Origin of the sequence: Micromonospora sp. CA-248089, from assembly GCF_050948515.1 — a bacterium.
Classification (GTDB): Bacteria; Actinomycetota; Actinomycetes; order Mycobacteriales; family Micromonosporaceae; genus Micromonospora.
In genome coordinates this window covers 1,463,546-1,490,316 of record NZ_CP192016.1, presented here as the reverse complement: position 1 = coordinate 1,490,316, position 26,771 = coordinate 1,463,546, and the positions used below count along the sequence as shown (strand labels likewise).

At 73.4% G+C, this 26,771-nt stretch carries 23 protein-coding genes; 5 read left to right on the top strand and 18 right to left on the bottom strand.

What is annotated here, in order from left to right; translation table 11 throughout:
* The first annotated feature begins 49 nt into the window (after window positions 1-49).
* The gene (locus tag ACQP26_RS07345; RefSeq protein ID WP_433495283.1) at window positions 50-1,117 is read left to right on the top strand and encodes an NADH:flavin oxidoreductase/NADH oxidase; all 1,068 of its coding nucleotides are present in this window, start codon (window positions 50-52) and stop codon (window positions 1,115-1,117) included.
* A gap of 86 nt (window positions 1,118-1,203) precedes the next feature.
* On the opposite strand, the gene ACQP26_RS07340 is transcribed toward ACQP26_RS07345, so the two are convergent.
* The 6 genes from ACQP26_RS07340 to ACQP26_RS07315 form a co-directional block, all read right to left on the bottom strand.
* Window positions 1,204-4,689: an ATP-binding cassette domain-containing protein gene (locus ACQP26_RS07340; RefSeq protein WP_433495282.1), complete on the bottom strand. Its 3,486-nt coding sequence runs from the start codon at window positions 4,687-4,689 to the stop codon at window positions 1,204-1,206.
* Window positions 4,690-4,778: 89 nt separating this feature from the next.
* Complete coding sequence (locus ACQP26_RS07335; RefSeq protein WP_433495281.1) at window positions 4,779-5,372, bottom strand: TetR/AcrR family transcriptional regulator; 594 nt, start codon at window positions 5,370-5,372, stop codon at window positions 4,779-4,781.
* 10 nt (window positions 5,373-5,382) lie between these two features.
* Entirely contained in the window at window positions 5,383-7,533 is a 2,151-nt protein-coding gene (locus tag ACQP26_RS07330; RefSeq protein WP_433495280.1) for a YhgE/Pip family protein, read from the bottom strand.
* Entirely contained in the window at window positions 7,530-8,246 is a 717-nt protein-coding gene (locus tag ACQP26_RS07325) for an ATP-binding cassette domain-containing protein (protein ID WP_433495279.1), read from the bottom strand. Before ACQP26_RS07325 ends, ACQP26_RS07330 begins: the two co-directional genes overlap by 4 nt.
* A 93-nt stretch (window positions 8,247-8,339) precedes the next feature.
* Window positions 8,340-9,179, bottom strand: a complete 840-nt coding sequence (locus tag ACQP26_RS07320; RefSeq protein WP_269701441.1) for a DUF4081 domain-containing GNAT family N-acetyltransferase — start codon at window positions 9,177-9,179, stop codon at window positions 8,340-8,342.
* A gap of 65 nt (window positions 9,180-9,244) precedes the next feature.
* Entirely contained in the window at window positions 9,245-10,471 is a 1,227-nt protein-coding gene (locus tag ACQP26_RS07315; protein WP_281578742.1) for an MFS transporter, read from the bottom strand.
* Between the two features lie 120 nt (window positions 10,472-10,591).
* Between ACQP26_RS07315 and ACQP26_RS07310 the strand changes: the two genes are divergently transcribed.
* Window positions 10,592-11,179 (top strand): PadR family transcriptional regulator, encoded by a 588-nt coding sequence (locus tag ACQP26_RS07310; protein WP_269701443.1) that lies wholly within the window; start codon window positions 10,592-10,594, stop codon window positions 11,177-11,179.
* A 47-nt stretch (window positions 11,180-11,226) separates the two neighbouring features.
* Here the strand turns inward: ACQP26_RS07310 and ACQP26_RS07305 are convergent, their stop codons facing one another.
* Window positions 11,227-12,045, bottom strand: coding sequence for a class I SAM-dependent methyltransferase (locus ACQP26_RS07305; RefSeq protein ID WP_433495278.1), 819 nt, complete (start codon window positions 12,043-12,045; stop codon window positions 11,227-11,229).
* A 129-nt stretch (window positions 12,046-12,174) separates the two neighbouring features.
* Here ACQP26_RS07305 and ACQP26_RS07300 point away from each other — a divergent pair, with 129 nt between their 5' ends.
* Window positions 12,175-12,849, top strand: a complete 675-nt coding sequence (locus ACQP26_RS07300) for a winged helix-turn-helix transcriptional regulator (RefSeq protein ID WP_433495277.1) — start codon at window positions 12,175-12,177, stop codon at window positions 12,847-12,849.
* Between the two features lie 55 nt (window positions 12,850-12,904).
* Here ACQP26_RS07300 and ispG read toward each other — a convergent pair whose 3' ends face one another.
* From ispG to ACQP26_RS07265, 7 genes are all read right to left on the bottom strand, one after another.
* Window positions 12,905-14,080 (bottom strand): flavodoxin-dependent (E)-4-hydroxy-3-methylbut-2-enyl-diphosphate synthase, encoded by a 1,176-nt coding sequence (gene ispG, locus ACQP26_RS07295; RefSeq protein ID WP_073830326.1) that lies wholly within the window; start codon window positions 14,078-14,080, stop codon window positions 12,905-12,907.
* Window positions 14,081-14,089: 9 nt separating this feature from the next.
* Window positions 14,090-15,337: a M50 family metallopeptidase gene (locus tag ACQP26_RS07290; RefSeq protein WP_269701446.1), complete on the bottom strand. Its 1,248-nt coding sequence runs from the start codon at window positions 15,335-15,337 to the stop codon at window positions 14,090-14,092.
* Entirely contained in the window at window positions 15,334-16,548 is a 1,215-nt protein-coding gene (dxr, locus tag ACQP26_RS07285; protein ID WP_269701447.1) for a 1-deoxy-D-xylulose-5-phosphate reductoisomerase, read from the bottom strand. The genes ACQP26_RS07290 and dxr overlap by 4 nt, the downstream gene beginning before the upstream one ends.
* A 129-nt stretch (window positions 16,549-16,677) precedes the next feature.
* A complete protein-coding gene (locus ACQP26_RS07280; protein WP_433495276.1) occupies window positions 16,678-17,466 on the bottom strand; it encodes a Uma2 family endonuclease in 789 nt (262 codons plus the stop codon).
* A gap of 113 nt (window positions 17,467-17,579) precedes the next feature.
* Window positions 17,580-18,053, bottom strand: a complete 474-nt coding sequence (locus ACQP26_RS07275; RefSeq protein WP_433495275.1) for a YcxB family protein — start codon at window positions 18,051-18,053, stop codon at window positions 17,580-17,582.
* Window positions 18,054-18,128: 75 nt separating this feature from the next.
* Window positions 18,129-19,358, bottom strand: coding sequence for a PP2C family protein-serine/threonine phosphatase (locus tag ACQP26_RS07270; RefSeq protein WP_433495274.1), 1,230 nt, complete (start codon window positions 19,356-19,358; stop codon window positions 18,129-18,131).
* A gap of 62 nt (window positions 19,359-19,420) precedes the next feature.
* Complete coding sequence (locus ACQP26_RS07265) at window positions 19,421-19,966, bottom strand: GNAT family N-acetyltransferase (protein WP_433495273.1); 546 nt, start codon at window positions 19,964-19,966, stop codon at window positions 19,421-19,423.
* Between the two features lie 51 nt (window positions 19,967-20,017).
* On the opposite strand from ACQP26_RS07265, the gene ACQP26_RS07260 reads away from it, so the two are divergent.
* Entirely contained in the window at window positions 20,018-20,860 is an 843-nt protein-coding gene (locus ACQP26_RS07260; protein WP_281578749.1) for a YhjD/YihY/BrkB family envelope integrity protein, read from the top strand.
* Window positions 20,861-20,870: 10 nt separating this feature from the next.
* Here the strand turns inward: ACQP26_RS07260 and ACQP26_RS07255 are convergent, their stop codons facing one another.
* Window positions 20,871-22,040, bottom strand: coding sequence for an alkaline phosphatase PhoX (locus ACQP26_RS07255; RefSeq protein WP_433495272.1), 1,170 nt, complete (start codon window positions 22,038-22,040; stop codon window positions 20,871-20,873).
* A 104-nt stretch (window positions 22,041-22,144) separates the two neighbouring features.
* Window positions 22,145-22,564, bottom strand: a complete 420-nt coding sequence (locus ACQP26_RS07250) for a 50S ribosomal protein L7/L12 (protein WP_433495271.1) — start codon at window positions 22,562-22,564, stop codon at window positions 22,145-22,147.
* 66 nt (window positions 22,565-22,630) lie between these two features.
* Between ACQP26_RS07250 and ACQP26_RS07245 the strand changes: the two genes are divergently transcribed.
* Entirely contained in the window at window positions 22,631-24,241 is a 1,611-nt protein-coding gene (locus ACQP26_RS07245) for a phytoene desaturase family protein (RefSeq protein ID WP_433495270.1), read from the top strand.
* A gap of 56 nt (window positions 24,242-24,297) precedes the next feature.
* Here ACQP26_RS07245 and ACQP26_RS07240 read toward each other — a convergent pair whose 3' ends face one another.
* Together ACQP26_RS07240 and ACQP26_RS07235 are read right to left on the bottom strand one after the other, a co-directional pair.
* Window positions 24,298-24,936, bottom strand: a complete 639-nt coding sequence (locus tag ACQP26_RS07240; protein ID WP_281580029.1) for a TMEM175 family protein — start codon at window positions 24,934-24,936, stop codon at window positions 24,298-24,300.
* Between the two features lie 108 nt (window positions 24,937-25,044).
* Window positions 25,045-26,625 (bottom strand): Rieske 2Fe-2S domain-containing protein, encoded by a 1,581-nt coding sequence (locus tag ACQP26_RS07235; protein WP_269701456.1) that lies wholly within the window; start codon window positions 26,623-26,625, stop codon window positions 25,045-25,047.
* Window positions 26,626-26,771: the final 146 nt, after the last annotated feature.

Here is a 26,771-nt window from a genome sequence, read left to right as displayed (position 1 = left end):
CGTCTCCCGCACGGAGGCGCACCCGTTGCCACGACCGGAGGATCCGAGAATGAGCGCCCTGTTCACCCCGCTCGCCCTGCGCGGCGTCACGCTGCCCAACCGGATCGCGCTGGCGCCCATGTGCCAGTACAGCGCCGGGCCCGACGGCCTGCCCACCGACTGGCACCGCGTCCACCTCGGCTCCCGCGCGGTCGGCGGGGCCGGGCTCGTCATCACCGAGGCGACGGCTGTGGTGCCCGAGGGCCGGATCAGCCCGCAGGACACCGGCCTCTGGTCCGGCGCGCACGTCGACGCGTGGCGGCCGATCACCGCGTTCGTCGCCGGTCAGGGTGCGGTCCCGGCGGTGCAGCTCGCGCACGCCGGGTTCAAGGCGTCCACGTACCGGCCGTGGGCACCGGCGCGCGGCGGCGTGCCGGACGCCGAGGGCGGCTGGACCCCGGTCGGCCCCGGTGACCAGCCGTTCGTGCCGGAGTACCGCACGCCCACCGCGCTGGACGAGGCGGGCATCGCCGCCGTGGTGGACGCCTTCGCCGGCGCCGCCGGGCGGGCGCTCGACGCCGGGTTCGCCGCCGTGGAGATCCACGCCGCGCACGGCTACCTGCTGCACGAGTTCCTGTCCCCGCTGACCAACCGGCGCACCGACGGCTGGGGCGGCGACCGGGCCGCCCGGATGCGGCTCACCCTGGAGGTGGCCCGCGCGGTACGCGCCGCCGTCGGCGAATCCGTGCCGGTGCTGACCCGGATCTCCGCCACCGACTGGACCGACGGCGGCTGGACCGTCGAGGACAGCGTGGTGCTCGCCGGAGAGCTGGCCGCCGCCGGCGTCGACCTGGTCGACACGTCCTCCGGTGGCGCGGCGGTCAAGGCGTCCATCCCGGTCGGACCCGGCTACCAGGTGCCGCTGGCCGCCCGGATCCGCCGCGACGCCGGGGTGCCGACCGGCGCGGTCGGCCTGATCGTCGAGCCCGAGCAGGCCGAGCAGATCGTGGCCGGCGGCGAGGCCGACCTGGTGCTGCTGGGCCGGGAACTGCTGCGCGACCCGTACTGGCCGCGCCGCGCCGCCGCCAAGCTGGGCGCCACCCCAACTTGGCCCGACCAGTACGCCCGGGCCTTCTGACCCTGCGCGTCGATCATGAAGTTGGCGGCGTTCTGCGTCCGATTTGTCGCCGCCAACTTCATGATCAACGGGGTCGGGCCGGGTGGTCAGCCGGCCAGGTGGTTCCAGCGGGGTTCCAGGTCGGTCCAGGTGCCCTGGTCGGCCACCGTGCCGTCGATCAGCACGACCACTCGGTCGGCCCGTACCAGGGCGGCCCGCTTCGCGGTCGAGCCGACCACAGTCACCCCGTGCTCGCGCAGCGCCGCCCACAGCGCCAGCTCCGTGCTCACGTCCAGCGCCGACGACACGTCGTCGGCCACCAGCAGCTCGGTACGCGGTGCGAGCGCCCGGGCCAGCGCCAGCCGCTGGAGCTGACCGCCGGAGAGCCGGGTGCCCTTGTGCCCGATCAGCAGCCCGAGCCCGCCCCCGGCGGCGGCCAGGTCGTGTTCGAGCTGGGCGGTCGAGACCGCCCCGGCGGCGTCGACCTGGTGGCCGAGCGCGATGTTGTCCGCCACCGTGCCGGAGAGCACTCGCGGCAGCTGCCCGACGTACCCGACCTGGTTGGGGCGCAGGAACATCTCCGGCTCGGTGACCGGGTCGCCGTTCCAGCGCAGCTCGCCGACGTGGTGCACGATCCCGGCGAGCGCGCGCAGCAGCGACGACTTGCCGGACCCGACCGGGCCGACGACGAGCACCAGCTGCCCGCGCTCGACCACGAGGTCGACGTCGCGGACGGCGAGCGTGCCGTCGGAGTGCAGCGCGCCGAAGCCGGCCAGCTCCAGGCGGCGCAGCGGGTGCCGGGGCGGCGCCTCGGGCGCGGGCGCGGTGCCCGCGACCAGGTCCAGGCCCGGCACCGGCGCCGCGTACACGGCCTCGCCGGTCATCGCCACCGTCCGCTTCGTCCACACGCGCGCCGACGGGTACTGCGAGACCAGTGACGCGGTGGTCCACGCGAACCAGCGGGCCGCGCCCAGCGTGGAGACGGCCACCAGCGCGGCACCGGCCGACAGCTCACCGGCCAGGTAGAGCGCCCACGCACCGATCGGCAGCAGGCCGCTGGCGACCGACGGGGTGGACCGGGCCCACACCTGCATGGCGATCTCGCGTCGCTGCCGCTCGCTGCGGACCTCGTCCAGCCGGGCGAGGTGGCGCAGCACCGGGCGGGTCGCGCCGGCCAGCTTCACCGTCCGGGCGGCGGACAGCGCGGACACCAGGGCGGTGGCGAACGCGGCGCGCGCCTTCACCGTGCCGGCCGCGGTGCGTTCCAGCCGGGGCCCGAACAGCGTGGCCGCCAGCCCGGAGACCACCATCGTGCCGACGAAGAACAGAGCCGGTACGAGACTGCCGGTCACCAGCGTCATGGCGACCACGATGGTCAGCGAGATGAACTGGTCCATCAGGTTGTCGGCGAGGCGCACCACCCGGTCGGTGTCGCCGCCCTGGGCCACCACCTCGGCCGGGGTGTGCCCGCTGACCCGGCGAGCGCCGGTCTGCCCGTGCACCAGCCGGGCGCTGATTCGCAGCATCTGCCGGATCCACCACTGCGGGAACCACAGGTTCGTCAGGTACGGCAGCGGCAGCACCACGAGCAGCGCGGCCACGATGCCCAGCGCCGGCAGCCACGGGTCGCCGCCGCCGATCAGGTCGGCCCAGAGCCAGGGCAGCACCGCGCCGTCCATCCCGAGCACCGTCATCACGATGAACAGGCCGACCGAGAGCAGGCCGTACCGGGTGTCGTTGGTGCCCAGCCGGAAGATCTCCCGCATGGTCCGCGCGGGCGGCGTGGGCGGCGCGGGTGGCGGGTCGGTGCGCGGCGCGGCGGCCGGCCGGGTCGCGGGTGCGGTCGGCGTGGCCGGGGCGTCGTCCCAGGCGGGCGCGTCGAGCAGGTTCACGCCGCTGCCCCGGGCGCCCACTCCGGCGTACGCCCCGGCGTGGCTGGTGGCGAGCAGTTCGGCGAAGCGGGCCGACTCGCGCAGGGGGCCGGCCTCCAGTACCGCGCCGTCGGCCATCACCACCACCTCGTCGCAGCGGCGCACCGAGGAGAGCCGGTGCGCGATGACGATGCCGATCCGGTCGGTGAGCAGCCGTTCGGTGGCCTCGCGTACCCGGTTCTCGGTGACCGGGTCGAGCCGCGCGGTGGCCTCGTCGAGGATCACCACGTGCGGGTCCCGGACCAGGATGCGGGCGAACGCGACGAGCTGTTCCTGCCCGGCGGAGAGCACGTACCCGCCGTCGCCGAGCCGGGTGTGCACGCCGTCGGGCAGCTCGGCGATCCAGCCGGCCAGGCCCAGCTCGGCCAGCGCGCGCTCGGCGGCGTCCAGCAGCTCCGGGTCGAACAGCGCCACGTTCTCGGCCAGCGTGCCGGCCAGGATCTCGGTGCGCTGCGGCACCACGGCGATCCACCGGCGCAACTCCTCCACGTCCAGGTCGGCCAGGTCGGTGCCGCCGAGGAACACCGTCCCGCGCGGCACGTCCACCGCCCGGGTGAGCACCTTCGCCAGCGTCGACTTGCCCGAGCCGGTACGCCCGACGAGCGCGTACGAGCGCCCGCGGACGAAGTCGAGGTGCACGTCGCGCAGCGCCGGTCCGCGGTCGTCCCCGCCGGCCGGGTAGCGGTAGGTGAGCCCGCGCACGGTCAGGTCGCCGTCGACAGGGGTGGCCCCGCCCTCCGGCTCCTGCGGTGACCCGGCGAGCAGTTGCACCCGGCCCCACGCGCCGAACGCCTGCTGCAGGTGCGGCACCCAGCGCGCGATCTGCTCGACGGTCGCGCCGAACGCGATCACCAGCAGCCAGATCGCGGTGAGCCGGGCGGCGTCCACCCGGCCGGTGGAGAGCGCCCACGCACCGGCCAGCACCACGCCCGCGACGCCGAGCCCGACCGCGCCCGCGGCGATGGCGGTGACCCGCGCGGAGAGCCGGAAGACCCGGACGCACCGGGCGATCACCTCGGCCGCGCGGCGGGCGTAGAGGCGCAGCACGTACGGCCGGGCGAGGCTGGTGCGCACGTCGTCCTGCCCGTGCACCGCCTCCTCCATCACCGCCGCGAGGTCGGACCACGCCTCCTCCTCGGCCATCCGGGCCGGGGCGATCCGGGCGGTCGGGCGGCGCAGCGTCACCACGAGCAGCGCGATGAGCAGGATCATGCCGACGCCCGCGGGCCACCAGACGATCAGCGCGCTCACCGTCGCGAGGGCGCAGACCGCGAGGCCCTGCGCGAGCCGTACGCCGGTGTTCCGCATCTCGGCGGCGACCTGGTAGACGTCGTTGTCGATCCGGTCGAGCAGTTCACCGACCGGCGTGGTCTCCAGGGTGGGCAGGTCCTGGCCGAGCGCGACGCGGCAGAGTCGCCGCCGCACGTCGGCCGACCAGTCGGCGGTGAGGCGGGCCATGATCAGGCCGATCAGCAGGTCGGTGACGACGGCGGCGACGAGCGCCACCGCGAGCGCGACGAACCAGCCGGACGAGCGGTGCACCAGCACCGGCCCGGCCAGCGCGGACGCGGCGGCCTGGCCACCGGCGCCGAGCACGATCAGCAGCAGGACCGCCGCCATGCGCCGGGGCGCCGTGGCCCAGAGATCTCGGAGCAGCCGCATGGAAGGTCCTCCGGACTCGGATCGTGGGGGCGGTGACCTCACCCTCACCCGTCCGGCGGTCCGGAATCAACCGAATTACCGACCGCTGGTCAGGTGCGGGCGACCCGCCGGACGATGCCGAGCAGCGACTCCTGCACCTCGTCGATCGGCCGCTCCGGCGAGAAGACCAGCCAGTCCACCGCCACCACGAGCCCCACGCCGAACAGCGCCGAACTGGCCGTACGCACGTCCAGGTCGGCGGGGAGATCACCGCTGTCCACGCCGGCCTGCACGGTTTCGGCGATCACCGCGATGGCCTCGCCGCGCAGCAGCCGCAGCGTCTGCTGCCACTCCCTGTTGGTGCGCCACATCTCCGAGAGCAGGAGCTGGGCGAAGGCGCGGTAGCGGCGGATGTACTCCAGCTGGGCGCGGACCAGCGCGCCCAGCGCCTCCAGCGGCGGCAGCCCGTCGACGGCGGCCCGGAAGTCGGCGGTGAGCAGGCCGATGCCGTGCCGCAGCAGCTCCTCGAACAGGACCGTCTTGGACTGGAAGTTGTAGTAGACGGTCCCCTTCGCCACACCGGCCCGGGCCGCGATGTCGTCCACCGTGGTGGCCGAGAAGCCCTGCTCGGCGATGAGGTCCACCGCCGCCACGAAGAGGCGCTGGCGGGTGTCCTCGCGCCGGCGCGTCCGTCCGTCCGTCACCGGCTCATCCTCACATGGTCAGTTCGGGGTGCAGCTTGGCCGGGGTCAGCCGGCGGGACCGGCGGGCCGCGCCGACGGTGAGCGCCATGGCGCCCAGCCCGAACGCGAGCAGCACCAGCGTGGCGGTGACCACGGGTGCGGTCGTACCGCCGTTGATGGTGTGCCGCAGGCCGTCCACCACGTACGTCATCGGCAGCCAGGGGTGGATCGCCTGGAAGAAGCCGGGCGAGGTCTGCACCGGATAGGTGCCGCCGGACGAGGTGAGCTGGAGCATCAGCAGCGCCAGCGCGGCCAGCCGGCCGGCCGGGCCGAGCGCCACGCCGAGCAGTTGCATGATCGCGGTGAACGCCAGCGAGCTGAGGGCGAGCAGCCCGAACGTGGCCGCGCCGTGCCTCGGGTCGAGCCCGAGCCCGAGCGTCACCACCGTGTAGAGCGCCGCGACCTGGGCCAGGCCGATGCCGGCGGCCGGGAGCCACCCGGCGAGCACGACCCGCCAGCCGGGCGCGCCGGACATCACGTGCCGCCGGTTGACCGGCCGTAACAGCATGTAGGTGATCATCGCGCCGACCCAGAGCGCCAGCGACAGGAAGTACGGGGCGAAGCCCACGCCGTACGAGCCGGCCGGGTTCTGCGAGTCGCGGATCAGGCCGACCGGATCGCCGAGCACGCCGGCGCGAGTGGCCGCGTCGTCGTACCCGGGCAGTTTCCGTTCCCCGGCGGCGAGCCCGTCGGCGAGTTCCCCGGCACCGCCCTCGAGCCGGGTCAGCCCGTCGACCAGGCGGTTGCTGCCGCTGCCGAGCTGGGCCAGGCCGCCGTCGAGCTGGCGGGCGCCGGTGGCGAGCCGGTAGAGGCCGCCGCGCAGCTCGTTCGCGCCGGTCGACGCGTCGCCCAGCCCGTCGCGGAGCTCGGCGCTGCCCTGGGCCAGGGTGGCGAGCCCGCCGGCCAGCTCGTTGACCTTGGCGCGGGCGGAGGCGACGTCGTCGGCCAGGTGCGGCGCGGCGGCGGCCACCTCGCGGGCGGTCTTCGCCACGTCGGTCATCTGCTTGCGCAGCGTGGCCATGTCGGTCTTGTCCAGCGCGGCCACCACGGAGCGGGCCTGCGTGACGGCCCGGTCGGCGGCCTTGCGGGCGGCGGCGAAGTCGGGGTTGTCGGCCAGCTCGGGGTGCTCCTTCGCGACCGCGTCGAGCCGGTCGCGGATCTCCTCGGCGGTCGCGACCACCTCGGCGGCCCTGCCGGGTAGCGCGTCCAGCCCGGCGGCGAGCTGCTGCGCGCCGTCGGCGACGAGCGTGGCCGCCTTCTGGATCTTGTCGGCGTTGCGGCGCAGCACCGGCTCGTACCTGTCGGCGGCGGCGTTCACGGTGGCCGCCGCGGCCTTGGTCTCGGTGGCGGCGCGCCCGGCACCGTCGGCGAGCTGGGCGGCGCCGGTGCGCAGCTGGTGCAGGCCCTTGGCGAGCTTGTCCGCGCCCTGGACGGACTGGTTCAGTCCACCGGCGAGCTGCCCGGCGCCGTCGGTGGCATCCCCGAGCCCGTCGGCGAGCTGATCGGCGCCCCGCTGGGAGCTGCCGAGCCCGTCGGCGATCTTCCCGGCGCCGTCGGCGGCGCGGCCGGTCTCGGCCTTGGCGTCGGTGAAGCCGATCAGCATCTTGTCGAAGTACGTGGCGGCGGTGCTCTGCGCGGCGGCGGCCCGGATCTCGCTGAACGCCGACCGGGCGAGCAGCCCGGAGAGGTAGTTGGTGGCGTCGTCGTTGACGACCTTCAGCTCGCCCTGCCGGGCCGGGCGGTCCGGTTCCGGGCCGGCGGCGAGCGTGGCCGAGAAGTCCTCCGGGATGGAGAAGATCAGGTGGTAGCGCCCGTCGCGCAGCCCCTTCGTGGCGTCGGCCTGGTCGGTGACGGTCCAGCCGAACACCTTGCGGTCGAGCAGCTTCTCGGTCAGGTCGCGGCCGGCGTGCACCTCGCTGCCGTCACCGGCGGTGGCCGGGCGGTCGGCGTTGACCAGGGCGACCGGGATGCGGTCCATCTTCCCGTAGGGATCCCAGAACGCGTACAGGTAGAGGGCGCCGTAGAGCAGCGGGACGACGGTGAGCACGGCGAGGGCGGCGCGCGGCAGCCGGCCCCGGGTCATCCGGCGCAGCTCGAACAGGGCCAGTCGCAGGACGCTCATGCGGGCACCTCGGCGGGAAGGGCGGGAGCGGGCTCGGTGGGAAGGGCGGGGGCGGGCACTGCCGGGTCGCCGATGCGGTGCACGGTGGCGGCGACGCCGGGTTCGACGGCGCGGGCGCTGGCGACGACCACGTACCCCTGGTCGGCGAGGCGTTCCAGCGCGCCCCACATCCACTCCCGCTCGGGGCGGTCGGCGCCGGCGTCCACGTCGTCGGCGACGATCAGGCTGGGGCCGCCGAGGCTGGCCAGCACCAGCCCGAGCACCTGCCGCTCGACCGGGTTGAGGTCACGGCCGTACCGGTCGGGGTCCAGCGGGGCGTCGGTGAGCCCGGCACCGGCGATGGCGGTGGCATAGGCGTCGCGGCGGTAGGCCCGGCGGGCCCGCACCGCAGCCACCGGCACGAGGCGGCGACGGCGGCGCGGCACCGGCCCGAGCAGCAGCAGGCGTTCGGTGATGTGCTCGGCGACGGTGAGCGTCGGGTCGGGTTCGTGCACGCCCGCCACCTGGCCGAGCGCGGCCGGGCCCCGGCGGCGCAGGTCGCCGTGGCTGTGCGGGAAGCGCCCGGCGAGGGTGAGCAGCAACGAGGTGCGCCCGCTGCCAGGCGAGCCGGTGAGCGCGACCAGCTCACCGCTCGCGGCGGTGAGGTCGACGTCCCGGTAGACCCAGCCCCGGCGGGTCCGCAGCCCCAGGCCGCTGGTCTCGACGATGTTCATCAGGACCCCGAATTCCGAACTGACTAGTCAGTATAAAAACATGCCCAGCCTAGCGCCGGTTGTCCGGTTCGGAACCTCTGGCGGGAGTGATCCTCAGAACAGCACTGTGGCGAGCGTGCCGACCGGGCGGAAGCCGCAGCGCTCGTAGACCCGCCGGGCGGGCAGGTTGAAGTCGTTGACGTAGAGGCTGACAGTGGGCGCGACCCGGTCCAGCGCGTCGCGGACCACGGCGGCCATCGCGGCGGTGGCGATGCCCCGGCCGCGCCACTCCGGCGCCACCCAGACGCCCTGCACCTGCGCGGTCCGGCGGGTCACCACCGCCAGCTCCGCCTTGAAGACCACCCGGCCGTCGACGAAACGGGCGTAGGCGCGGCCGGCGCGTACCAGCTCGGTCACCCGCCGCCGGTAGCCGCGCCCGCCGTCCTCGGCCAGCGGCGACACCCCGACCTCCTCGGTGTACATCGCCACCGCCGCCGGGAACAGCCGGTCGACCTCGTTGCCGCGCACCCGGCGCACGTGCGGGTCGGGCGCCACGGCGGGCAACGCGTCCGTCGCCAGCAGCGGCTGGTTCGGGCGTACGTCCCGAGCCGGCCCCCAGTGCGCGGAGAGGCGGTCCCAGAGCCCGAGCACCGCGTCGGCGCGGCCCACGATCGAGGAACAGAGCCGCTCCTCGGCACTCAACTGGTCGGCGAACGCGGTCACCGCCGACTCGGACGCGAGCACCGGGGTCAGGTTGCCGCCCAGCCAGCAGATCGACTCCAGGTGCCGGCGGGAGCCGTACCCGAGGATCCGCGCCTCGGCCCGCCACCAGGCCAGCCCGCGTGCCGCCACCCGCTCGGCGACCTGCGCGCCGGCGTACGGGTCGAGGTCGAGCAGCCGCTCGACCGCGCGGCGCTCCGACTCCCCCAGTTGGCGTACCGGCATCGTGAGCACGGCTACCAGCCTGCCAGATCCACCCCGGCGTGCGCGGGCCGACCGGGCACCCGGACGGGCGGCGCTCAGGCCGCCGGCACCGGCACCGGTTCGGGCGCGGGCGGCCGGGTCCGGGCGGCCCACCGCACCACCGGCGGCACCAGCGCGCCGAGCAGCAGGAACACCACGCCGAGCACGAGCCAGCCGGGTACGCCCCACCCGATCGCGAGCGTGGTCACCACCACCGGGGCGACCATCGAGCCGAGTTGCATGCCCATCCCGTACGCGCCCTGGTACTGCCCGTGCGCGTGCGCCGGAGCCAGGCCGAAGGAGATGCCCCAGCCGGCCGCGGCGTGCCACAGCTCGCCCACGACGTGCACCAGCGCGCCGGCCAGCAGCAGCGGCACCGCCACCGCGACCGGTACGCCACCTCCGGCCGCGAACAGCGCGCAGGCGCCGGCGAGCAGGACGCCCGCGCGCCGGGCGGCCCGGCCCGCGCCGGTCAGGTCCTCGGTGCCCCGCGAGGCGCGGACCTGGAACAGGATCACCACCACGGTGTTGACGAGCAGGCAGACCGAGATCAGCCAGTTCGGCGCGCTGGTGTGCCCGGCGATCCACAACGGCAGGGCGATGTTGATCAGCGAGAAGTGCATGGACATGAGCCCGTCCAGCACGGTGAAGGCGAGGAACGGGCGGTCCCGCAGCGCGATCAGGCGCGGCCCGTGCGCCGGGGCGGGCACCGGTGGCACCGGCGGGAGCCGCAGCAGCACCGCCGCCGCGAGCACGTAGGTGGCCGCGTCGAGCAGGATCAGCGTGACGTACGCGCCGCGGGTGTCGGCGGCGAGCGCGAACCCGGCGAGCACCGTGCCCACCGAGATCCCGACGTTGGTGACCGCCCGCAGGTAGGCGCGGGTGCGGACCCGCTGGTCGGGTGGGACGGCACCGGCGATCAGCGCGCCCCGGGCGCCCCGGGTGCCCGCGTCGGCGACCGCCATCAGCATGCCGACGACCAGGAAGCCGGTGAACGAGCGCACCGCGACCAGGGCGGCGGTGCACCCGGCCGAGGCGAGCAACGCGGCCAGCTGGAGCCCGCGCGGGCCGAGGCGGTCGGCGAGGTAGCCCATCGGCGTGCTCGCCACCAGGCTGACCAGCGCGGTGAGCGTGAGCGCCACACCGACCTGAGCCACCGTGAGCCCGACCGACCGGGTGAGGAACAGCGCGCTGGCGGTGAGCCAGGTACCGCGCCCGACGGTGTTGACGAGCGTGGAGAGGGCGAGGATCCGGGACGGGCCCGGTTCGGGAAGCAGGCGCACCCCGGCAGCCTAACAGTACGCTCGTACGGTTTTCAGCCCGGTTTACCTTGCGTCTTGTCGGCGATGCATTGCCGATATATCGTTGATGCATCATTGGTACGCCGTCAGAAGGAGAACACGATGGGTTTCCATCGACGCATGCACGCCATGCACGACGAGATGCGCCGCCGGGGCGGCTTCGGCTTCCCGCCCGTACCCCCGGGCCCGCCGCCCTTCTCCCCCGGGCCGCACGGTCGCGGGCGGGGCCGCGGCGGCCGAGGGCGCGGACGGCGGCCGAACGTGCGCGGTGCCGTGCTGGCCCTGCTCACCGAGCGGCCGATGCACGGCTACGAGATGATCCAGGAAATCGACTCCCGCACCGGCGGGGCCTGGCGGCCCAGCCCCGGGTCGATCTACCCGACGCTGCAACTGCTGGAGGACGAGGGCGTCATCGCGACCGCCGCCGACTCCGAGGGCGGGCGCAAGCGGTTCGCGCTGACCGAGGCGGGGCAGGCCGAGGCGGCCGACGCGGCGCAGACCCCGCCCTGGGCCGAGTTCGCCGAGCAGACGGTCAACAGCTGGCACGACATCCGCGACGCCGGCGCGCAGGCCATGCAGGCGCTGCGGCAGGTGATGACCACCGGCACCGACGACCAGCGCGCCCGGGCCGCCCAGGTGCTCGACGAGACCCGGCGCAAGCTCTACGCCATCCTCGCCGAGTCCGAGTGAGGACCGCCGCCGCGACGGCACGCCGCCGGACGACGGCCGGCGTGCCGTCAGGCGCGGCGCGCGGTGACGAGCAGGTACTCCCAGCGCATCACGCCGCCGTCCAGGTGCCGGGCGGCCAGGTCGGTCAACGCGCGGTCGAGCCCGGCCGTACGCTCCGGGTCGCCCGCGTTCGCCCGGTAGACCGCCACGGTCGGTCCGTAGTGGGTCGCGAAGAAGTCCCGGAACTGCGCGGGCGTGGCGAACCGGTTCACCACCACGGCGTCACGCCCCAGCCGGAGCGCGTCGACCCGATCGCCGAACAGCTCCCGGACGTGGTCCTCGTCGCCCCAGAGCGGGGGCGGCTGCGCGCCCGGCGGCGGTGCCGGCGCGTACGGCCGCATGGCCGCGAACAACTGGCCGACGAAGCCCTCCGGCGTCCAGTTGACCAGGCCGACCCTCCCACCCGGACGGCACACCCGCAGCAACTCGTCGGCGGCGACCCGGTGCCGGGGCGCGAACATCACGCCCACGCAGGACAGCACCGCGTCGAACGCGCCGTCGGCGTACGGCAGCGCCTCCGCGTCCGCCTCCTCCCAGGTGAGCGTCACGCCCTCCCGCTCGGCCGACGCCTGCCCGATCGCCAGCAGCTCCGGGGTGAGGTCACCGGCCACCACCTCCGCGCCGGTCCGGGCCGCCGGCAGAGCCGCGTTGCCGGTTCCGGCCGCCACGTCCAGCACCCGCATGCCCGGTCCCACCCCCACCGCCCGGACCAGCGTCGCCCCCAACTGCGGGATCACCTGCGCGGCCACGGCGGAGTAGTCGCCCATCGCCCACATCGCGCGGTGCCGGGCCTTCACCGCCGCGTCCCGCTCCCGTTCCTCGATCATCTGTTGCTCCTCAGTTGTCGTCCCTACCCAGGACGCTAGGCAGCGGACGACCCGGCCCCCAGTACGAGATCTGTACCGCTCCCGACAGGCGCCTGGCCGGGCCGCCGGGCCGGGCGTAGCGTGCCCGCCATGGGGGCCTCCTACCACCAGTTCTGCCCCGTGGCGAAGGCCATGGAACTGCTCGACGAGCGGTGGACGCTGCTCGTGGTCCGGGAGTTGGTCAGCGGCTCGGAACGCTTCAACGAGCTGCGCCGGGGCCTGCCCCGGATGTCGCCCACGCTGCTGTCCCGCCGGCTGCACCAGCTCGTCCGCGCCGGAGTGGTGGAGCGGCGGGTCGACGGCGCCGACGTACGCTACGTCCCGACCGCCGCCGGGCGGGAGCTGCGGCCCGTGCTGGAGGCGCTCGGCGCCTGGGGTGTGCGCTGGATCGGTGAGCTGGGCGATGCCGACCTGGACCCGAAGCTGCTGCTGTGGGACATGCACCGGCACGTCGACCACGACGCGGTCCCGCCGGGGCGTACCGTCGTGCGGTTCCGCTTCCGGGACGTGCCGGCGGCGCAGCGCGACTGGTGGCTGGTGATCGCGGGGGGCGAAGCCGACGTCTGCGACATCGACCCCGGGCACGACGTGACGGTGACCGTCACGGCGGACCTGCGTGCCCTGGTCCAGGTGTGGATGGGCGACCTCGGATGGGCGGCGGCGCTGCGCGGCGGCGCGGTGGAGGTGACCGGGCCGGAGGCGCTGCGGCGCGCCGCACCCGGCTGGTTCACCCTCTCCCCCTTCGCCGCCGTGCCCCGCCCCTGAGACGACGCGTGCGGCCGCCCCGACGGGGACGGCCGCACGGCGACGCGGAAGTGGATCAGTGCACGGTGACGGTGGCGCCGCCCGGCACCAGGTCGCGCAGCTCCTCGGGGATCTCGGCGCCCATCTCGTCGGCGATCCGCAGCGCCTCCTCGATCAGCGTCTCCACGATCTGCGCCTCGGGGACGGTCTTGACGACCTTGCCCTTGACGAAGATCTGGCCCTTGCCGTTGCCGGAGGCAACGCCCAGGTCGGCCTCGCGGGCCTCACCCGGACCGTTCACCACGCAGCCCATGACCGCGACGCGCAGCGGCACCGGCAGGCCCTCCAGACCGGCGGTGACCTCCTCGGCCAGCTTGTAGACGTCGACCTGCGCCCGCCCGCAGGACGGGCAGGAGACGATCTCCAGGCCGCGCTCGCGCAGCCCCAGCGACTCCAGGATCTGGTTGCCGACCTTGATCTCCTCGACCGGCGGGGCGGACAGCGAGACCCGGATGGTGTCGCCGATGCCCTCGGCCAGCAGCGCGCCGAACGCCACCGCTGACTTGATCGTGCCCTGGAACGCCGGGCCGGCCTCGGTGACGCCGAGGTGCAGCGGGTAGTCGCACTGCTCGGCCAGCTGCCGGTACGCCCGGATCATCACCACCGGGTCGTTGTGCTTGACCGAGATCTTGATGTCCCGGAAGCCGTGCTCCTCGAACAGCGAGCACTCCCACAGCGCCGACTCCACCAGCGCCTCGGCGGTGGCCTTGCCGTACTTGGCCAGCAGGCGCTTGTCCAGCGAGCCCGCGTTCACGCCGATCCGGATCGGCACGCCCGCGTCGCCGGCGGCCCGCGCGATCTCCTTGACCTTGTCGTCGAACTGCCGGATGTTGCCCGGGTTCACCCGCACCGCGGCGCAGCCGGCGTCGATCGCCGCGAAGACGTACTTCGGCTGAAAGTGGATGTCGGCGATCACCGGGATCTGCGACTTGCGCGCGATCGCGGGCAGCGCCTCCACGTCGTCCTGCGACGGCACGGCGACCCGGACGATCTGGCAGCCGGACGCGGTCAGCTCGGCGATCTGCTGGAGCGTGGCGTTGACGTCGGCGGTGAGGGTGGTGGTCATGGACTGCACCGAGACCGGCGCGCCACCACCGACCGGCACCGAACCGACCATGATCTGGCGGCTGGCCCGGCGCGGGGCCAGCGGCGGCGGCGGTACGGGGGGCATACCGAGACTGACAGCGGTCACTTCAGGCACTCACCTTGAGAAGAGCGTGATGGGGTTGATGACATCGGCGGTGACTGTCAGCAGCGTGAACGCGCCACCGATCAGGATCACCGCGTACGTGAAGGGCATGAGTTTGAGGTAGTCGACCCGGCCGGGGTCCCGGCGGCCGATGCGCGCGTAGAGCCAGGACCGTGCCCGTTCGAACCAGGCGATGGCGATGTGTCCGCCGTCCAGCGGGAGCAGCGGCAGCAGGTTGAACACGCCGATGAAGAAGTTCAGCGACACGAACAGCATGAAGAACACCAGCCAGGCGTTGTTCTCCACGGCCTCGCCGCCGAGCCGGCTGGCGCCGACCACGCTGATCGGGGTGTCCACGTCGCGCTCGCCGCCGGTGATCGCGTTCCACAACGCGGGCACCTTCTGCGGGATGCGCTGCATGGCGTGCGCGGTCTGCACGGCCATGGTGCCGGTGAAGTCGGCGGTGGCGCCGAACGCGGCGACCGGGCCGTACTCGACCCGGGTCGGAGTGGTGGGCGAGAGCGCCACGCCGAGCGCGGAGACCGACGAGGGGGCACCCTTCGGGTCGTCGAGCGGCGGACGCTGCACCGCGGCCAGGTCGACCCGCGCCTCCTGCGGCTTGTCGTCACGCACGAAGGCGACGGTGGCCGTACCGGGCGGGGTGGCGCGGACCACGTCGAGCATGTCGCCCCAGGTGGAGACCGGCTTGCCGTTCACCGCGGTGATCCGGTCGCCGTCCTGGAGCTGGGCCTTCTGGGCCGGGCTGGCCGGGTCGCCGGACTCGCAGGCGCGGGCCGCGTTCTCCACCACCACGCACGGCGCGATGGCGATCACCGCCGGCTCGGCCCGGAAGCCGGCCTCGGTGCTGGGGAACTTGGGATTCGGCAGTCCGACCGACACCGCGATGATCCAGAGCGCGATCAGGGCCAGGGCGAAGTGGGTGATCGAACCCGCGGACATCACGATCGTCCGCTTCCACACCGGGTAGCGCCACATCGCGCGCTTCTCGTCCCCCGGCTCGACGTCGTCGTCCTGCGGGGTCATGCCGACGATCTTGCAGAAGCCGCCGAGCGGGATGCCCTTGACGCCGTACTCGGTCTCGCCCCGCTTGAACGACCAGAGCGTCGGGCCGAAGCCGACGAAGTAGCGGGTGACCTTCATCCCGAACGCCTTGGCGGTCAGCATGTGCCCCGCCTCGTGCAGGCTCACCGAGATGAGGATCGCCAGGGCGAACAGCACCACCCCGAGCAGATAGCTCATCGAGCTCCTTCCACCGACCCGACGATGATCTCCTGGGCGTGCGCCCGTGCCCACGACTCGGCGGCGAGCACGTCCTCGACGGTACCTGGTTCGTCGAAATCGGGTGCGTCCTCCAGCACCCGCTGGAGGGTGTCGACGATGCCGAGGAACGGCAGCCGGCCCGCGACGAACGCGGCCACGCACTCCTCGTTCGCCGCGTTGTAGATCGCCGGGCGGCAGCGCCCCGCCTCACCCGCCGCCTTGGCCAGCGCGACCGCCGGGAACGCCGCGTCGTCGAGCGGGAAGAACTCCCAGGTGTGTGCAGTGGTCCAGTCCACCGCGGCGGCGGCGCCGGGCACGCGGTCCGGCCAGCCGATGCCGAGCGCGATGGGCAGCCGCATGTCCGGCGGGCTGGCCTGGGCGAGCGTGGACCCGTCGGTGAACTCGACCATCGAGTGGATCACCGACTGCGGGTGGACCATCACCTCGATGTCGGCGTACGGCACGTCGAACAACTCGTGCGCCTCGATCACCTCCAGCGCCTTGTTGACCATCGTGGCGGAGTTGATCGTGACGACCGGGCCCATGTTCCAGGTCGGGTGCGCCAGCGCCTGCTCCGGCGTCACGGCGGTCAGCTCGTCGCGCCGCCGCCCCCGGAACGGGCCGCCGCTGGCGGTGACCACGAGCCGCCGCACCTCGCCCCGGGCGCCGCCGCGCAGGCACTGCGCCAGCGCCGAGTGCTCGGAATCGACCGGAACAATCTGCCCCGGCCGCGTCACCGCGGCCTTCACGAGGGGGCCGCCGGCCACCAGGGACTCCTTGTTGGCGAGCGCGAGGGTACGCCCGGCGTGCAGCGCGGCCAGCGTCGGCGGCAGGCCCAGCGAGCCGACCACGCCGTTGAGCACCACGTCGCACGGCCACTGCGCCAGCTCGGTCATCGCGTCCGGCCCGGCGACGATCTTGGGCAGCTTGAAGTCACCGCTGGCCCAGCCGCGCTTGCTCGCCTCGGCGTAGAAGGCGAGCTGAAGATCCTGCGCGGCGGACGCGCGGGCCACACCGACCGCCTCCACGCCCAGCTCCAGCGCCTGCGCGGCGAGCAACTCCACGTTGCCGCCACCCGCGCCGAGGGCGACCACCCGGAAGCGGTCCGGGTTGCGCTTGACGATGTCGATGGCCTGGGTGCCGATCGAGCCGGTCGAACCGAGCAGCACGAGATCTCGGGGAGTGGTCACCGGACCATTGTTCCCCAGCGCCTCACCCCGGTTCGTCCCGGAGTGCCCGGCGACATGATCGACTCCACTTCCCCGAGGTGGCGGCATCCCAGCCGCCGCGATGCCACCACTTCGGCGAACTGGTGTCGATCACGCCTGCGGCGCCTCCTCGTCGAGCAGGTCGGCCGGGTCGACGCTGAACTCGAACGGCTGCCGCATCACGAACGTCGTACCGGCGGCCGCGGCCGCAAGCGGCCGGTACTCGCCGTCGACCAGTTCGTAGAGGGCAAGCGCCGGCACCCGGTTACGCAGGTCGACCCGGAGGAAGTACGGCACACCGGCGGTCGCGTACTCCCGAGGCCTGTCGATCACGCCTGACGGCGCGATCTCCCCCACCAGCAGCGCGTCCTCGATTGTGACGGCGCGGAGACCACCGGCCGGGTGTCGCAGCACCGCCAGATCGGGAATGAACAGGTCGTCAGCGGAGACCAGGTTGACGGACCGGCAGCCCCACCGGCCGGCGGCCCGCGCCGCCCTCCCGATCAGGTATGCGAGATGGAGATGCGCCGTACGCCGGTCGACGCCGCTGCCCGGCGTGACGATCACACAGCCGCGCAGCACCTCGATCCTCGGGCCGTTGTTCTCCGGCAGCAGGTCGAGTGCCGCCGCGGCCGTCCAGGGCTGGTCAAGGCACCCGAGAAGATCCAACGACCTACCGGACGAGTCGCGGTCAGGCCGGTCCCGATGCCGCGAGGCGTCGAGGTCGGCAAGGAGAACCTCCAGTTCCTCGTCCGACCCGATCAGGTCCGGACGAGCCAGGTCGTCGAGGCTGGTGACCGGCTCGGCGCCTTGGCGGCGTGCGAGTTCGCCCGCCGGGACGGCATCCGTGCCGGGCAGGACGGGACTCCGCTCCGCGTCACTCGACGTGCCTCCGCTCACCGAAGACATCCTTTCTCCTCGACCAGGCCGAGCCGGATGCTCGGAGTTGAGCTTCACCCGTTCTCGTGCCGTCGCTCGCACAGATGGTGCGTCCCGGTGGCGAACCGACGCGCTCAGACGAGCAAGGTCCGGTCGTGGAGGAAGGCGAGAACGTCCTGTCTCTGCTGCGGCGTGAGTTCTGCCAAGGGCACGATCAGCGCTCGCCCTCCCGACAGTCGCACCAGCAACTGGCCGTGGACCTGTTCGACGGCGGACACGGCGGACCACCACACCAGCGTGTGGCCCTCCGGGCTCTCGCACCGCAACCCCTCGTCCGAGAGGTTCCAGCGGGCCGCAACAGAGCCCCACTGCCAGGCCGCCCCCACCGCACGGTGCAGCATCACGGCCGGGGCGAGGAACCAGCAGAGCACGGCCCCACCCGCCAGCGCAGCGGCGACGAGGCGGGGCCCCGCGACGAGCGTGAAGACCGACAGCAGCGCCAGCGTGCCGCCCACCCATCGATAGGGCAGGACCACGCCCCGCAGGAGCCGGCGCCACGCCACGGTGAACGGGCCCCGCTCGGGCGCGGCCTCGAACTCGATCAGCACGACGTACGGTAAACCGCGCCCACGCCCGGCGATCTCCGCCGAACGGTCAGGCGGGGCTGTCGCTGCGGGATGAGGCTACGGGGACGCGATCGTCCCGCCTGGCGCGGTGAGGTGCTCCAGGTGCTCCAACGGCAGGTGCGAGGGCTGCCACTCCAGGAACAGCGCGGTGGCGTCGTCGTCGAGCTGGTCCTGCTGGTAGGCGAGGACGGCGCGCACCAGCCGGCGCATCGTCTCCGGGCTGGGCAGCCGCTCGTTGAGGGCACGCTCGACGAAGTCGACGAGCCGGTCCAGCCCGAACCGTTCCCCGTCGTCGCCCCGGGCGTCGGTGATGCCGTCGGTGTAGGCGAGGATGCGGTCGCCCGGGTGCAGCGCCTCCTCGTGCGCCCGCGGGCGCCGCGTCGACAGGTTGCCCAGCCCGAGCGGCAGCGCGGTCGGTCCGGGCAGTGCCCGGACGGCCTTGCCGTCCCGCAGCAGCATGGCGCCGGGGTGGCCGGCGTTGATGGTCCGCAGCACGCCGGTCCGCCGGTCGAGTTCGGCGAGCAGCGCGGTCGCGAACAGGCCGGGGTGTTCGGAGCGGACCCACCTGTCGATGCTGATCGCCGTGTCGACCAGGTCGAGACCGGTGCGCCGGGCGTTGCGGTACGCGCTGACCACGAGCGAGGCCATCGCGCTCGCCTTGATCCCGTGCCCGCAGGTGTCGAAGAGCCCGACGCTGAGCACGTCACCGTTGAGCGCGTAGTCGAAGATGTCCCCGCCGACGTCGTAACACGGTTCGAGGATGGCGGTGATCACCAGCTCGTCCGTTGCGAAGGTCAGCGGCGGCAGCAGCCCCCACACGGTCTCGGCGGCGACCTGCATCGGCAGGCGGCGGCGGATCCGTTCCACGACGTCGCCGTAGAGCCGGCGGTTCACCAGGACCTGAGCGACGGCGACCGCCACCTCCCAGGCCGGCCGGTCCAGCGCGGGGTCGCCGGCGCGCGACGACACGATTTCCAGCGCCCCCAGCCGTTCGCAGCCGAGCAGCAGGGGCACCCAGAGCCGGTCCGGGCGGTCGGGGGCGCGCTGCACCTGCAGGCCGGTGAACGCCCGGCCGGCCAGCGTCGTCTCGATCGTGAGTTCGTCCCGGGGCGCGCCCGCGCCGACCAGGGGTACGAGCGAGGACTGCGTGTAGTCGGCCAGGTAGATCACGATGTCGGTGGCCCCGATGACGGGCGCGACCCGGTTCACCAGGAGCGACAGGTCGTCCGGACCGCCCCGGGCGGCGTGGAGGTGCAGCCAACGCGCTGCGTCGCCACCGTCGACCATCCGTGCCTCCCCCGTGTCCCCACCACCGTAGGAGGCCGAGGGCGAACTGCCAACGGCACGACTCAGGCCGGACGTTCCAGGACGAAGGCCTCCAGTTCGACCCCGCCGTACCAGTCGGTGCGCACGCCCACGTGCGTCATGCCGAGGCGCCGAGCCACCGCCATCGACGGGTCGTTCCCGGCCATCACCACCGCGTACACCCTCGGGGTGCCGGTGGCGAACTCGCGTTCCAGCACCGCGCGGGCCGCCTCGGTGGCGTAGCCGTTGCCCTGGGCGTCGGGGTGCAGGTGCCAGCCGACCTCGATGTCGTCGGTCAGCGTGACGCCGTCGCGTCCCGGTAGCGGCTTGAGCAGGATGCTCCCCGCCACCGGTCCGCCGTCGCGCGGCTCGATCGCCCACAGGCCCCAGCGACCGTCGTACGGCGCCCAGCGTTCGTGCCAGGAGCGGACCCGCTCGATCGCCTCGGACGGGTCGGTCATCCGCCCCTTGCCGCCGCCCAGCCAGCGCATCACCTCGTCCCGGGAGTAGATGTCGTAGATCCGGGCCAGGTCGTCCGGAGACTCGGTCCAGTCCCGGAGCACCAGCCGGTCGGTCGTGGCGATCGTCATGCCGCCGGATCGTAATGCGTGGCGCGGGGCCGTACGGGGAACGAGAGGGCGATGGGCGACGGGTGGGATCGGACGAAGCGGATCACGGCTGCGGCGTTCCGGCCGGTCCGCGGCCGGGACCTGTCGCTGCACGCCGCCGCGATCACCTTCTACGGCGCGATCGCCGTGGTGCCGGTGGCGCTGCTGGCGATCTGGCTGACCGGGCTGCTCGCCGGAGCGGACCGGGTGCGGCGGCTGACCGGGTACGCCATCGACACGCTGCCCACCGAGATCGGCGCGCACCGGGCGGCGGCCGCACTCGTCGAGGCCGGGCTGGGGCTGACGCCGCTGCTGGCGCTGGCCTCGCTGCTGCCCGCGTCCCTCTACGGGGAAGGTCTGCGCCGCGCCTTCGTCTCGGTGGCCGAGCCGCGCGCCGAGTCCGGTGCGCTGGTCGGCTGGCGCGGTCGCCTGCTGCTGCTCCCGCTGCTGGCGCCGGCCCCGGTGCTGCTGCTGTCGATCCTGCTCGGGCTGCCGATGACCACACGGCTGGTACGCCAGGGCGGCTGGGTCGGCGCGCTCGGTGTGGTGCTGTCGTTCCTCGCGGTGTGGCTGGTGCTCACGCCGGTGCTGATCTGGGTGTTCCGGGTGGTCGGCCCGGCCTCCCCGGACTGGCTCGCCACAGTGGCCCTGGGCTCGTTCACAGCGGCGAACCTGTCCGGCTTCGTGCACGGCTTCGTGCTGTTCTGCTCGCTGCCGCTGGACCTGGGCGTGCCGTTCGGCGGCTTCGACGAAATCGGCGGCGGCGTGGCGGTGCTGCTCTGGCTGTACCTGTTCCACGTGATCGTGCTGTCCGGCTACTCGGCCACGCTGGCGGCGAGCCGGTGGCGGGCCACCCGGGAGGCGGCCCGCGCCTAACGGCGGGAGGTCAGCGCCGGAACGGGCCGCGCACCTCGTACGTGATGCCGCCGGTGCCGGCCCGGGCACCGCTGGTGCCGCGCTGCGAGGAGAAGTAGAGCCTGCTGCCGTCCGGGGAGAACGCCGGCCCGGTGATCTCCGACTCGGACTGCCCGAGCAGCCGCACGAACGGCGCCACCACACCGGCCGGCGTGATCACGTTGATCTCCATGTTGCCGCCGTCCTCGGCCACGTAGAGGTCACCACCGGCGGCACCGGTGATGTTGTCGACGCCGGTCAGCGGCGCGGCGCCGGCCGGCACCAGCGAGTCGTCGTACGCGAGGTCGAGCCGCTGGTTCACCGCGTCGTACGCCCACACCCGGTTGTCCCCCTTGGTGGTGAACCAGCAGGTGTCGTCGGCGTACCAGCAGCCCTCGCCGCCGTCGAACGTCTGCGCCGCGGCCACCTGGTAGCGGGTGGGCACCGGGAAGCCGTCGCGGTCCGGCAGGTCCCGCCAGGTCACCGGCCCGGTCACCTGGCCGTCCGGGGCGCAGAGCACCTGCACCTTGCCGGTGCGCAGGTCGCCCCAGGTGTCCGGGACGAACCGGTAGAAGCAGCCGTCGCCCTCGTCCTCGGTCAGGTAGACCACCCGGCGCTGCGGGTCGCAGGCCGCCGCCTCGTGCTTGAAGCGGCCCATCCGGGTCCGCTCCTCACCGGCCCGGCCGCCCTCCGGCCACGTCTCGAACACGCGGCCCAGCGGCACCTCCTCGCAGGACAACCAGGTCCCCCACGGGGTCGGGCCCCCGGCGCAGTTGACGTTCGTGCCGCCGAGGATCCGGTACGCGGCGGTGATCGCGCCGTCCGCGGCGAACCGCACCGCCGACGCGCCGCCGACGAGCGGCACCTCCGAGTTGGAGACGTAGATCCAGCCGTCGCCGGACGGGAAGCAGGCGCCGCCGTCCGGCGCCGGGTGCCAGGTGTACGAGGTGCCGGCGACCCGCTGCCCGGAACGGGCGATCACCCGGCTGGTGAAGCCGGCCGGCAACTGGAGACCGTTGGCGTCGGCGGCCAGCAGGTCGCCGTACGGGCCGGGGCCGGGCTGGGCGGGCTGGGCCGGGGCGGCCGCGGCGGCCCAGAGACCACCGGCGAAAGCGGCGGCGCCACCGACGGCTGTGGCACGCAGGACGGTACGACGGTCCATCGGGGATTACCTCCCGGAGGCGGTGGGTGTCCCGTCGACGGTAGGACGGAAATGCATCGACAACTGCCACTATAGGGTGAACGCCCGGTGACGGCCGTCCGGCGTCAGAGGCCCTCGACGTACCGCTTGGCGTCGGCGAGCGACATGTGCGTGTGCTCCCGTACCACCTTGATCGCCTGGATCTTCTTTCCCTGGCGGAGCAGCCGCGCGGCCTCGGCCCGGACCGCGTCGTCGACGCTCTTTCCCGGTGCCGTAGCGCCCGGCGACAAGGTCCCGCCCGAGGCCAGCGCGTCGACCGCCTGCTTCGCCTCCAGCAGCGACCACCCGGTGTGCTCCCGTAGCAGCTTGACCGCCTCGACCTGACGACCCGCGTGGATCAGGCGGAGCACCTCGGCCTGCCCGCCGCCGGCCGGGCGATCCGGGGCGATCAGGTCCCGGGGACGGTCGCGCCGCAGCACGAGCAGGAGCAGGAACACCACCACGACGAGCGCCACCGCGAGCGCGATCTGGACAGCCGGGGACATGCCCGGAACGGTAGCGCCCCAGGGCGAACCCTCCCGCCGGGGACCGCCCGCCGCTAGGGTCGCGGCATGAGCGAACGCCCCAGGAGCGACGCGAGTGAGCTGCCGTCCCGCGCCGACGTCGTGATCGTCGGCGCCGGGCACAACGGCCTGGTCTCGGCGATCCTGCTGGCCCGCGCCGGCCTGGACGTCCTCGTGCTGGAGGCGTCAGGGGTGATCGGCGGCGCCACGCGCACCGAGAACCCGTTCCCGAAGGTGCCGGGGCTGCGTCACTCCACCGGGTCGTACCTGCTGGGGCTGATGCCGCCGGAGCTGCTGGCCACGCTCGACGTGAGCATCCCGGTGCTGCGCCGCGACCCGCACTACTTCCTGCCCACGCCGGGCGGGCTCGGCTCGCCGTACCTGCTGGCCGGCAGCGACGTGGCGGCGAGCCGGCGGCAGCTCGCGGAGATGTTCTCCCCCGCCGACGTCGCCGCCGACGACGCGCTGCACGCCGAGCTGGCCCAGCTGCGGGAGGATCTCGCCCCGGCGTGGCTGGCCGAGCCGCTGCCGGTCGAGGAGACCGCCGAGCGCTACGTGCGGCCCGCGCTGCGGCAGGTCTTCGTCGACCTGGTGCGCGGCTCGGTCGCCGACCACCTGGCCCGCTTCGACTTCCGCTCCGAGCTGCTGGTCAGCATGTACGCGGTCACCGACGGCCTGTCCGGGCTCAACGCCGGCCCGGACGACCCCGGCACCGGTCACAACTTCCTCGTGCACAACATGTGCCGGCTCCCGGGCGCGGACGGCACCTGGATGATCACTCGGGGCGGCATGGGCACCGTGTCGCGCACGTTCGCCGAGGCCGCCGTGCGCGCCGGGGCGCGGATCGTGGCCGACGCGCCGGTCACCGCGATCCGGCTGGCCGGAGGCGCCGCCGCCGGGGTGACGCTCGCCGACGGCTGGGAGGTGGACGCCCCGGTGGTGCTCGGCGCCTGTGACCCGTACCGGCTGATGGAGCTGCTGCCCGACGGCGCGCTCCCGGCGGAACTCGGCGCGCGGATGGCGGCGGTCCGCCGCACCGGCACCACGCTCAAGCTCAACCTGGCGCTGACCGGGCTGCCGCGCTTCTCCTGCCTGCCGGACGACGCGCCGAGCCCGTTCGGCTCGACCATCCACCTGCTGCCCGGCTCGGCCTCGCTCGTCGGCGACGGCGGCGAGTCCCCGATGGCCGCGCTGCGCGGCATGTGGGCGGACGTGCGGGCCGGGCGGCTGCCGGAGGAGCCGACGATCGAGTGGTACCTGCACACGACTGTCGACCCGTCGCTCTCCGACGACGCCGGGCACCACTCGTCGGCGTTGTTCGTGCAGTCGGTCCCCTACGAGCTGGCCGGCACCACCTGGGACGCGGCGCTGCCCGGTTACGTGCAGCGGCTGATCGCGATCTGCGAGCGGTACGCACCGGGCGCCGGTGACCTGGTCGCGGACGCGGTGCCGCTGCCGCCGCCCGGCATCGAGGCGCACTTCGGCATCACCGGCGGGCACATCCACCACGTTGACAACACGGTGTCGTTCACCGACCGGATGCCGTACGCGACGGGTGTGGACGGGGTGTACGCGGGCAGCGCCGGCTGTCACCCGGCGGGCAGCGTGATCGGCGCCGCCGGGCACAACGCCGCCCGCCGCATCCTCGCCGAGATGTAAGGAAGGGCCCCTTATTAACGCCTCCGGTAGAGGAAGGGCCCCTTCTTAACAGCCGCTCACGGCGTCTCGGGCGCCTCCTGGCCCGCGGGCGGGAGATCACCCGGCCCGCGCACCAGGTAGACGCCGACCAGCAGCAGGTACGCCAGCAGGCTCAGCACCGGGTCGACGAACACGATCGCGAACGCGACCAGGTAGAGCAGCGGACCGAGGCGGAACCGCCGGGCAACCGCCCGCGCCAGCCGCGGGTCCAGACCGGGGTGCAGCAGCCCGCGGCGGCGCGCCCACCACCAGCTCAGGTTGAAGAAGAGCGCCTCGCCGAGCACCACACCCGCGTACAACGCGGCGGTCAGCCGCTGGTCGCGGACCGTGCCGCGCAGGTTGTCCGCGAGCAGGTCGGCGGTGAACGGGATCGCCGCCACGAACATCAGCAGCAGCAGGTTCAGCACCAGCAGCATCTGGTCGACCCGGCGGACGTAGCGCCACATGTTGTGGTGGGTCAGCCAGACCTGGCCGACGATGGCGAAGGTGATCACGTACGCCAGGTAGGCCCGCCACTCCTGCACGAGCACCGCGGCCAGCCCGTCGTCCTGCGGCAGGTCCGGGTCGAACGCCAGCAGCTCGACGGCCATCAGGGTGAGCACGATGGCGATCACCGCGTCGCTGAACGCCTCCACCCGCGAGGCGTCGCGCGCCATCTCGCTGCCGCGCCCGAACCGGTACGCCGGTTCCCTGTCCGCACCCGTCACGCCGCCCCCTCACGACCGATGGTCGCGTGCCGGGGGCGGCGGGCGGGGCGGAACTCGTCAGATGGCCGCTTCCCCGGCCGGCGCCGGGGTCTCCGCGTCGGCGCGGTGCGCGCGGATCTTGTGCCCGACGCTGGTCAGGCAGCGCCCGCTGGCCAGGTCGAACTTCCAGCCGTGCAGCTGGCAGGTGAGCTGGTCGCCGTCGACGATGCCGAACCGGCTCAGGTCCGCCTTCAGGTGCGGGCAGCGCCGCTGCACCACCCAGCCGTCGAGCGTGATGTCCTCGGCGTCGACGGCCCGCTCGTGCTCGTCGTACCAGCCCTCGGCGTACTGGAGGCGCTCCTCGGACAGGCACTTGAAGAAGGCGTAGACGAACTCGTTGTACTGGCCGATCCGGGCCGCGGAGAAGCGGCAGGAGAGGAAGAGCGAGTTGACCCAGTCCACCTCGCCGATGTGCAGCAGGTGCTCGATCAGCGCCCGCTCGGTACGGAAGCGGTAGCGCACCTTCTCGTCCGCGTACGGCCGGACCTCCTTGCCCGGGAAGTCCACCACGATCGACTCGACCTCGGACCCGTCGTAGCCGACCAGGTCGAAGCGGACCGGCCCGCCGACGCCCTTGGCCAGGTAGATCGACTCGTCCAGCAGCGGCTCGATCCGGCGCTTCATCTCGCCCAGCACGTCGACCTCGGGGTGCCGCCAGGACGCCTTCTCCGCCTCGATGACGCCGCGCTTGCGCTCCCGCATCTCCTCCAGGTGGGCGACCTTGTTCGCGAAGAACTCCTCCACCGGCACCGGGTGCGTGGTGGTGGCGCCCTCGGTGGTGATCTCCGAGACGCTGCCCGGCAGCAGCACGATGCCGTTGGTGCCGCCGACCTTGGCGTACTCGGAGAGGAACACCGACTGGTCGGGGAAGATGTTGCCCTCGTCGCCGAAGATGTCGTTGAACTGCCACAGCTCGTCGTCGAGGAAGCACGGCGGGCCGGCGATCGGGAAGACGTGGTCGGCCTTCAGGTCGTCGATGTAGCGCCAGGTGCGGTCGAACTGCCGGTCCCGCTTCTGCTTGCCGAACGCGGTCTTTGCCGCCTGCGGCAGCTCGTAGACCATCGGGTACCAGATCGCGCCGGAGAACTGCAGCATGTGCGCGTGCACGTGGCCCAGCTCGGCGAACACGCTCAGGTCGGTCGGGCGGGCGTCGTTCTGGTTGAGCAGCCGGACGCCGTCGTACTCGACCCAGAGCGAGGAGTCGCCGATCGGGCCGTCGGTCGGGCTGGTCAGCGCCTGGATCATGATCTTCAGGCCGCCGGGCAGCTCCACGACCTGCTCGTTCGGGGCCTTGAGGAACTTGGTGAAGCCCAGCTCCCGGAACTCGTCCTCCATCTCCGAGGTGGGGAACTCGGGGAGCAGGACGGTGGCGTCCTTCGACACGAAGTCACGCAGGTGCTTCGCGTCGAAGTGGTCCCGGTGCAGGTGCGACACGTACAGGTAGTCGACCTGGCCGAGGGTCGCCCAGTCGAGCAGGGAGTTGTCCGGGAAGGGGAACCACGAGGCGAAGTAGGCGGGGTTGACCCACGGGTCGCACAGGATGCTGCCCGCAGCCGTGTCGATCCGCATGCTGGCATGCCCCGTACCGGTCACTCGCACCGCAGTCCTCCTCAAAAAGACATCAAGGTGTACGTCAAGACGCTACCGGAGGCAGTGTGCTCGCCGTTCCGCGACGCCGGTAGTGCCCTTCCGCCCCGGCCGGGACGGGACCAACGGCCCGGGCCGGCCGGCGTGCCGCTGTCGCC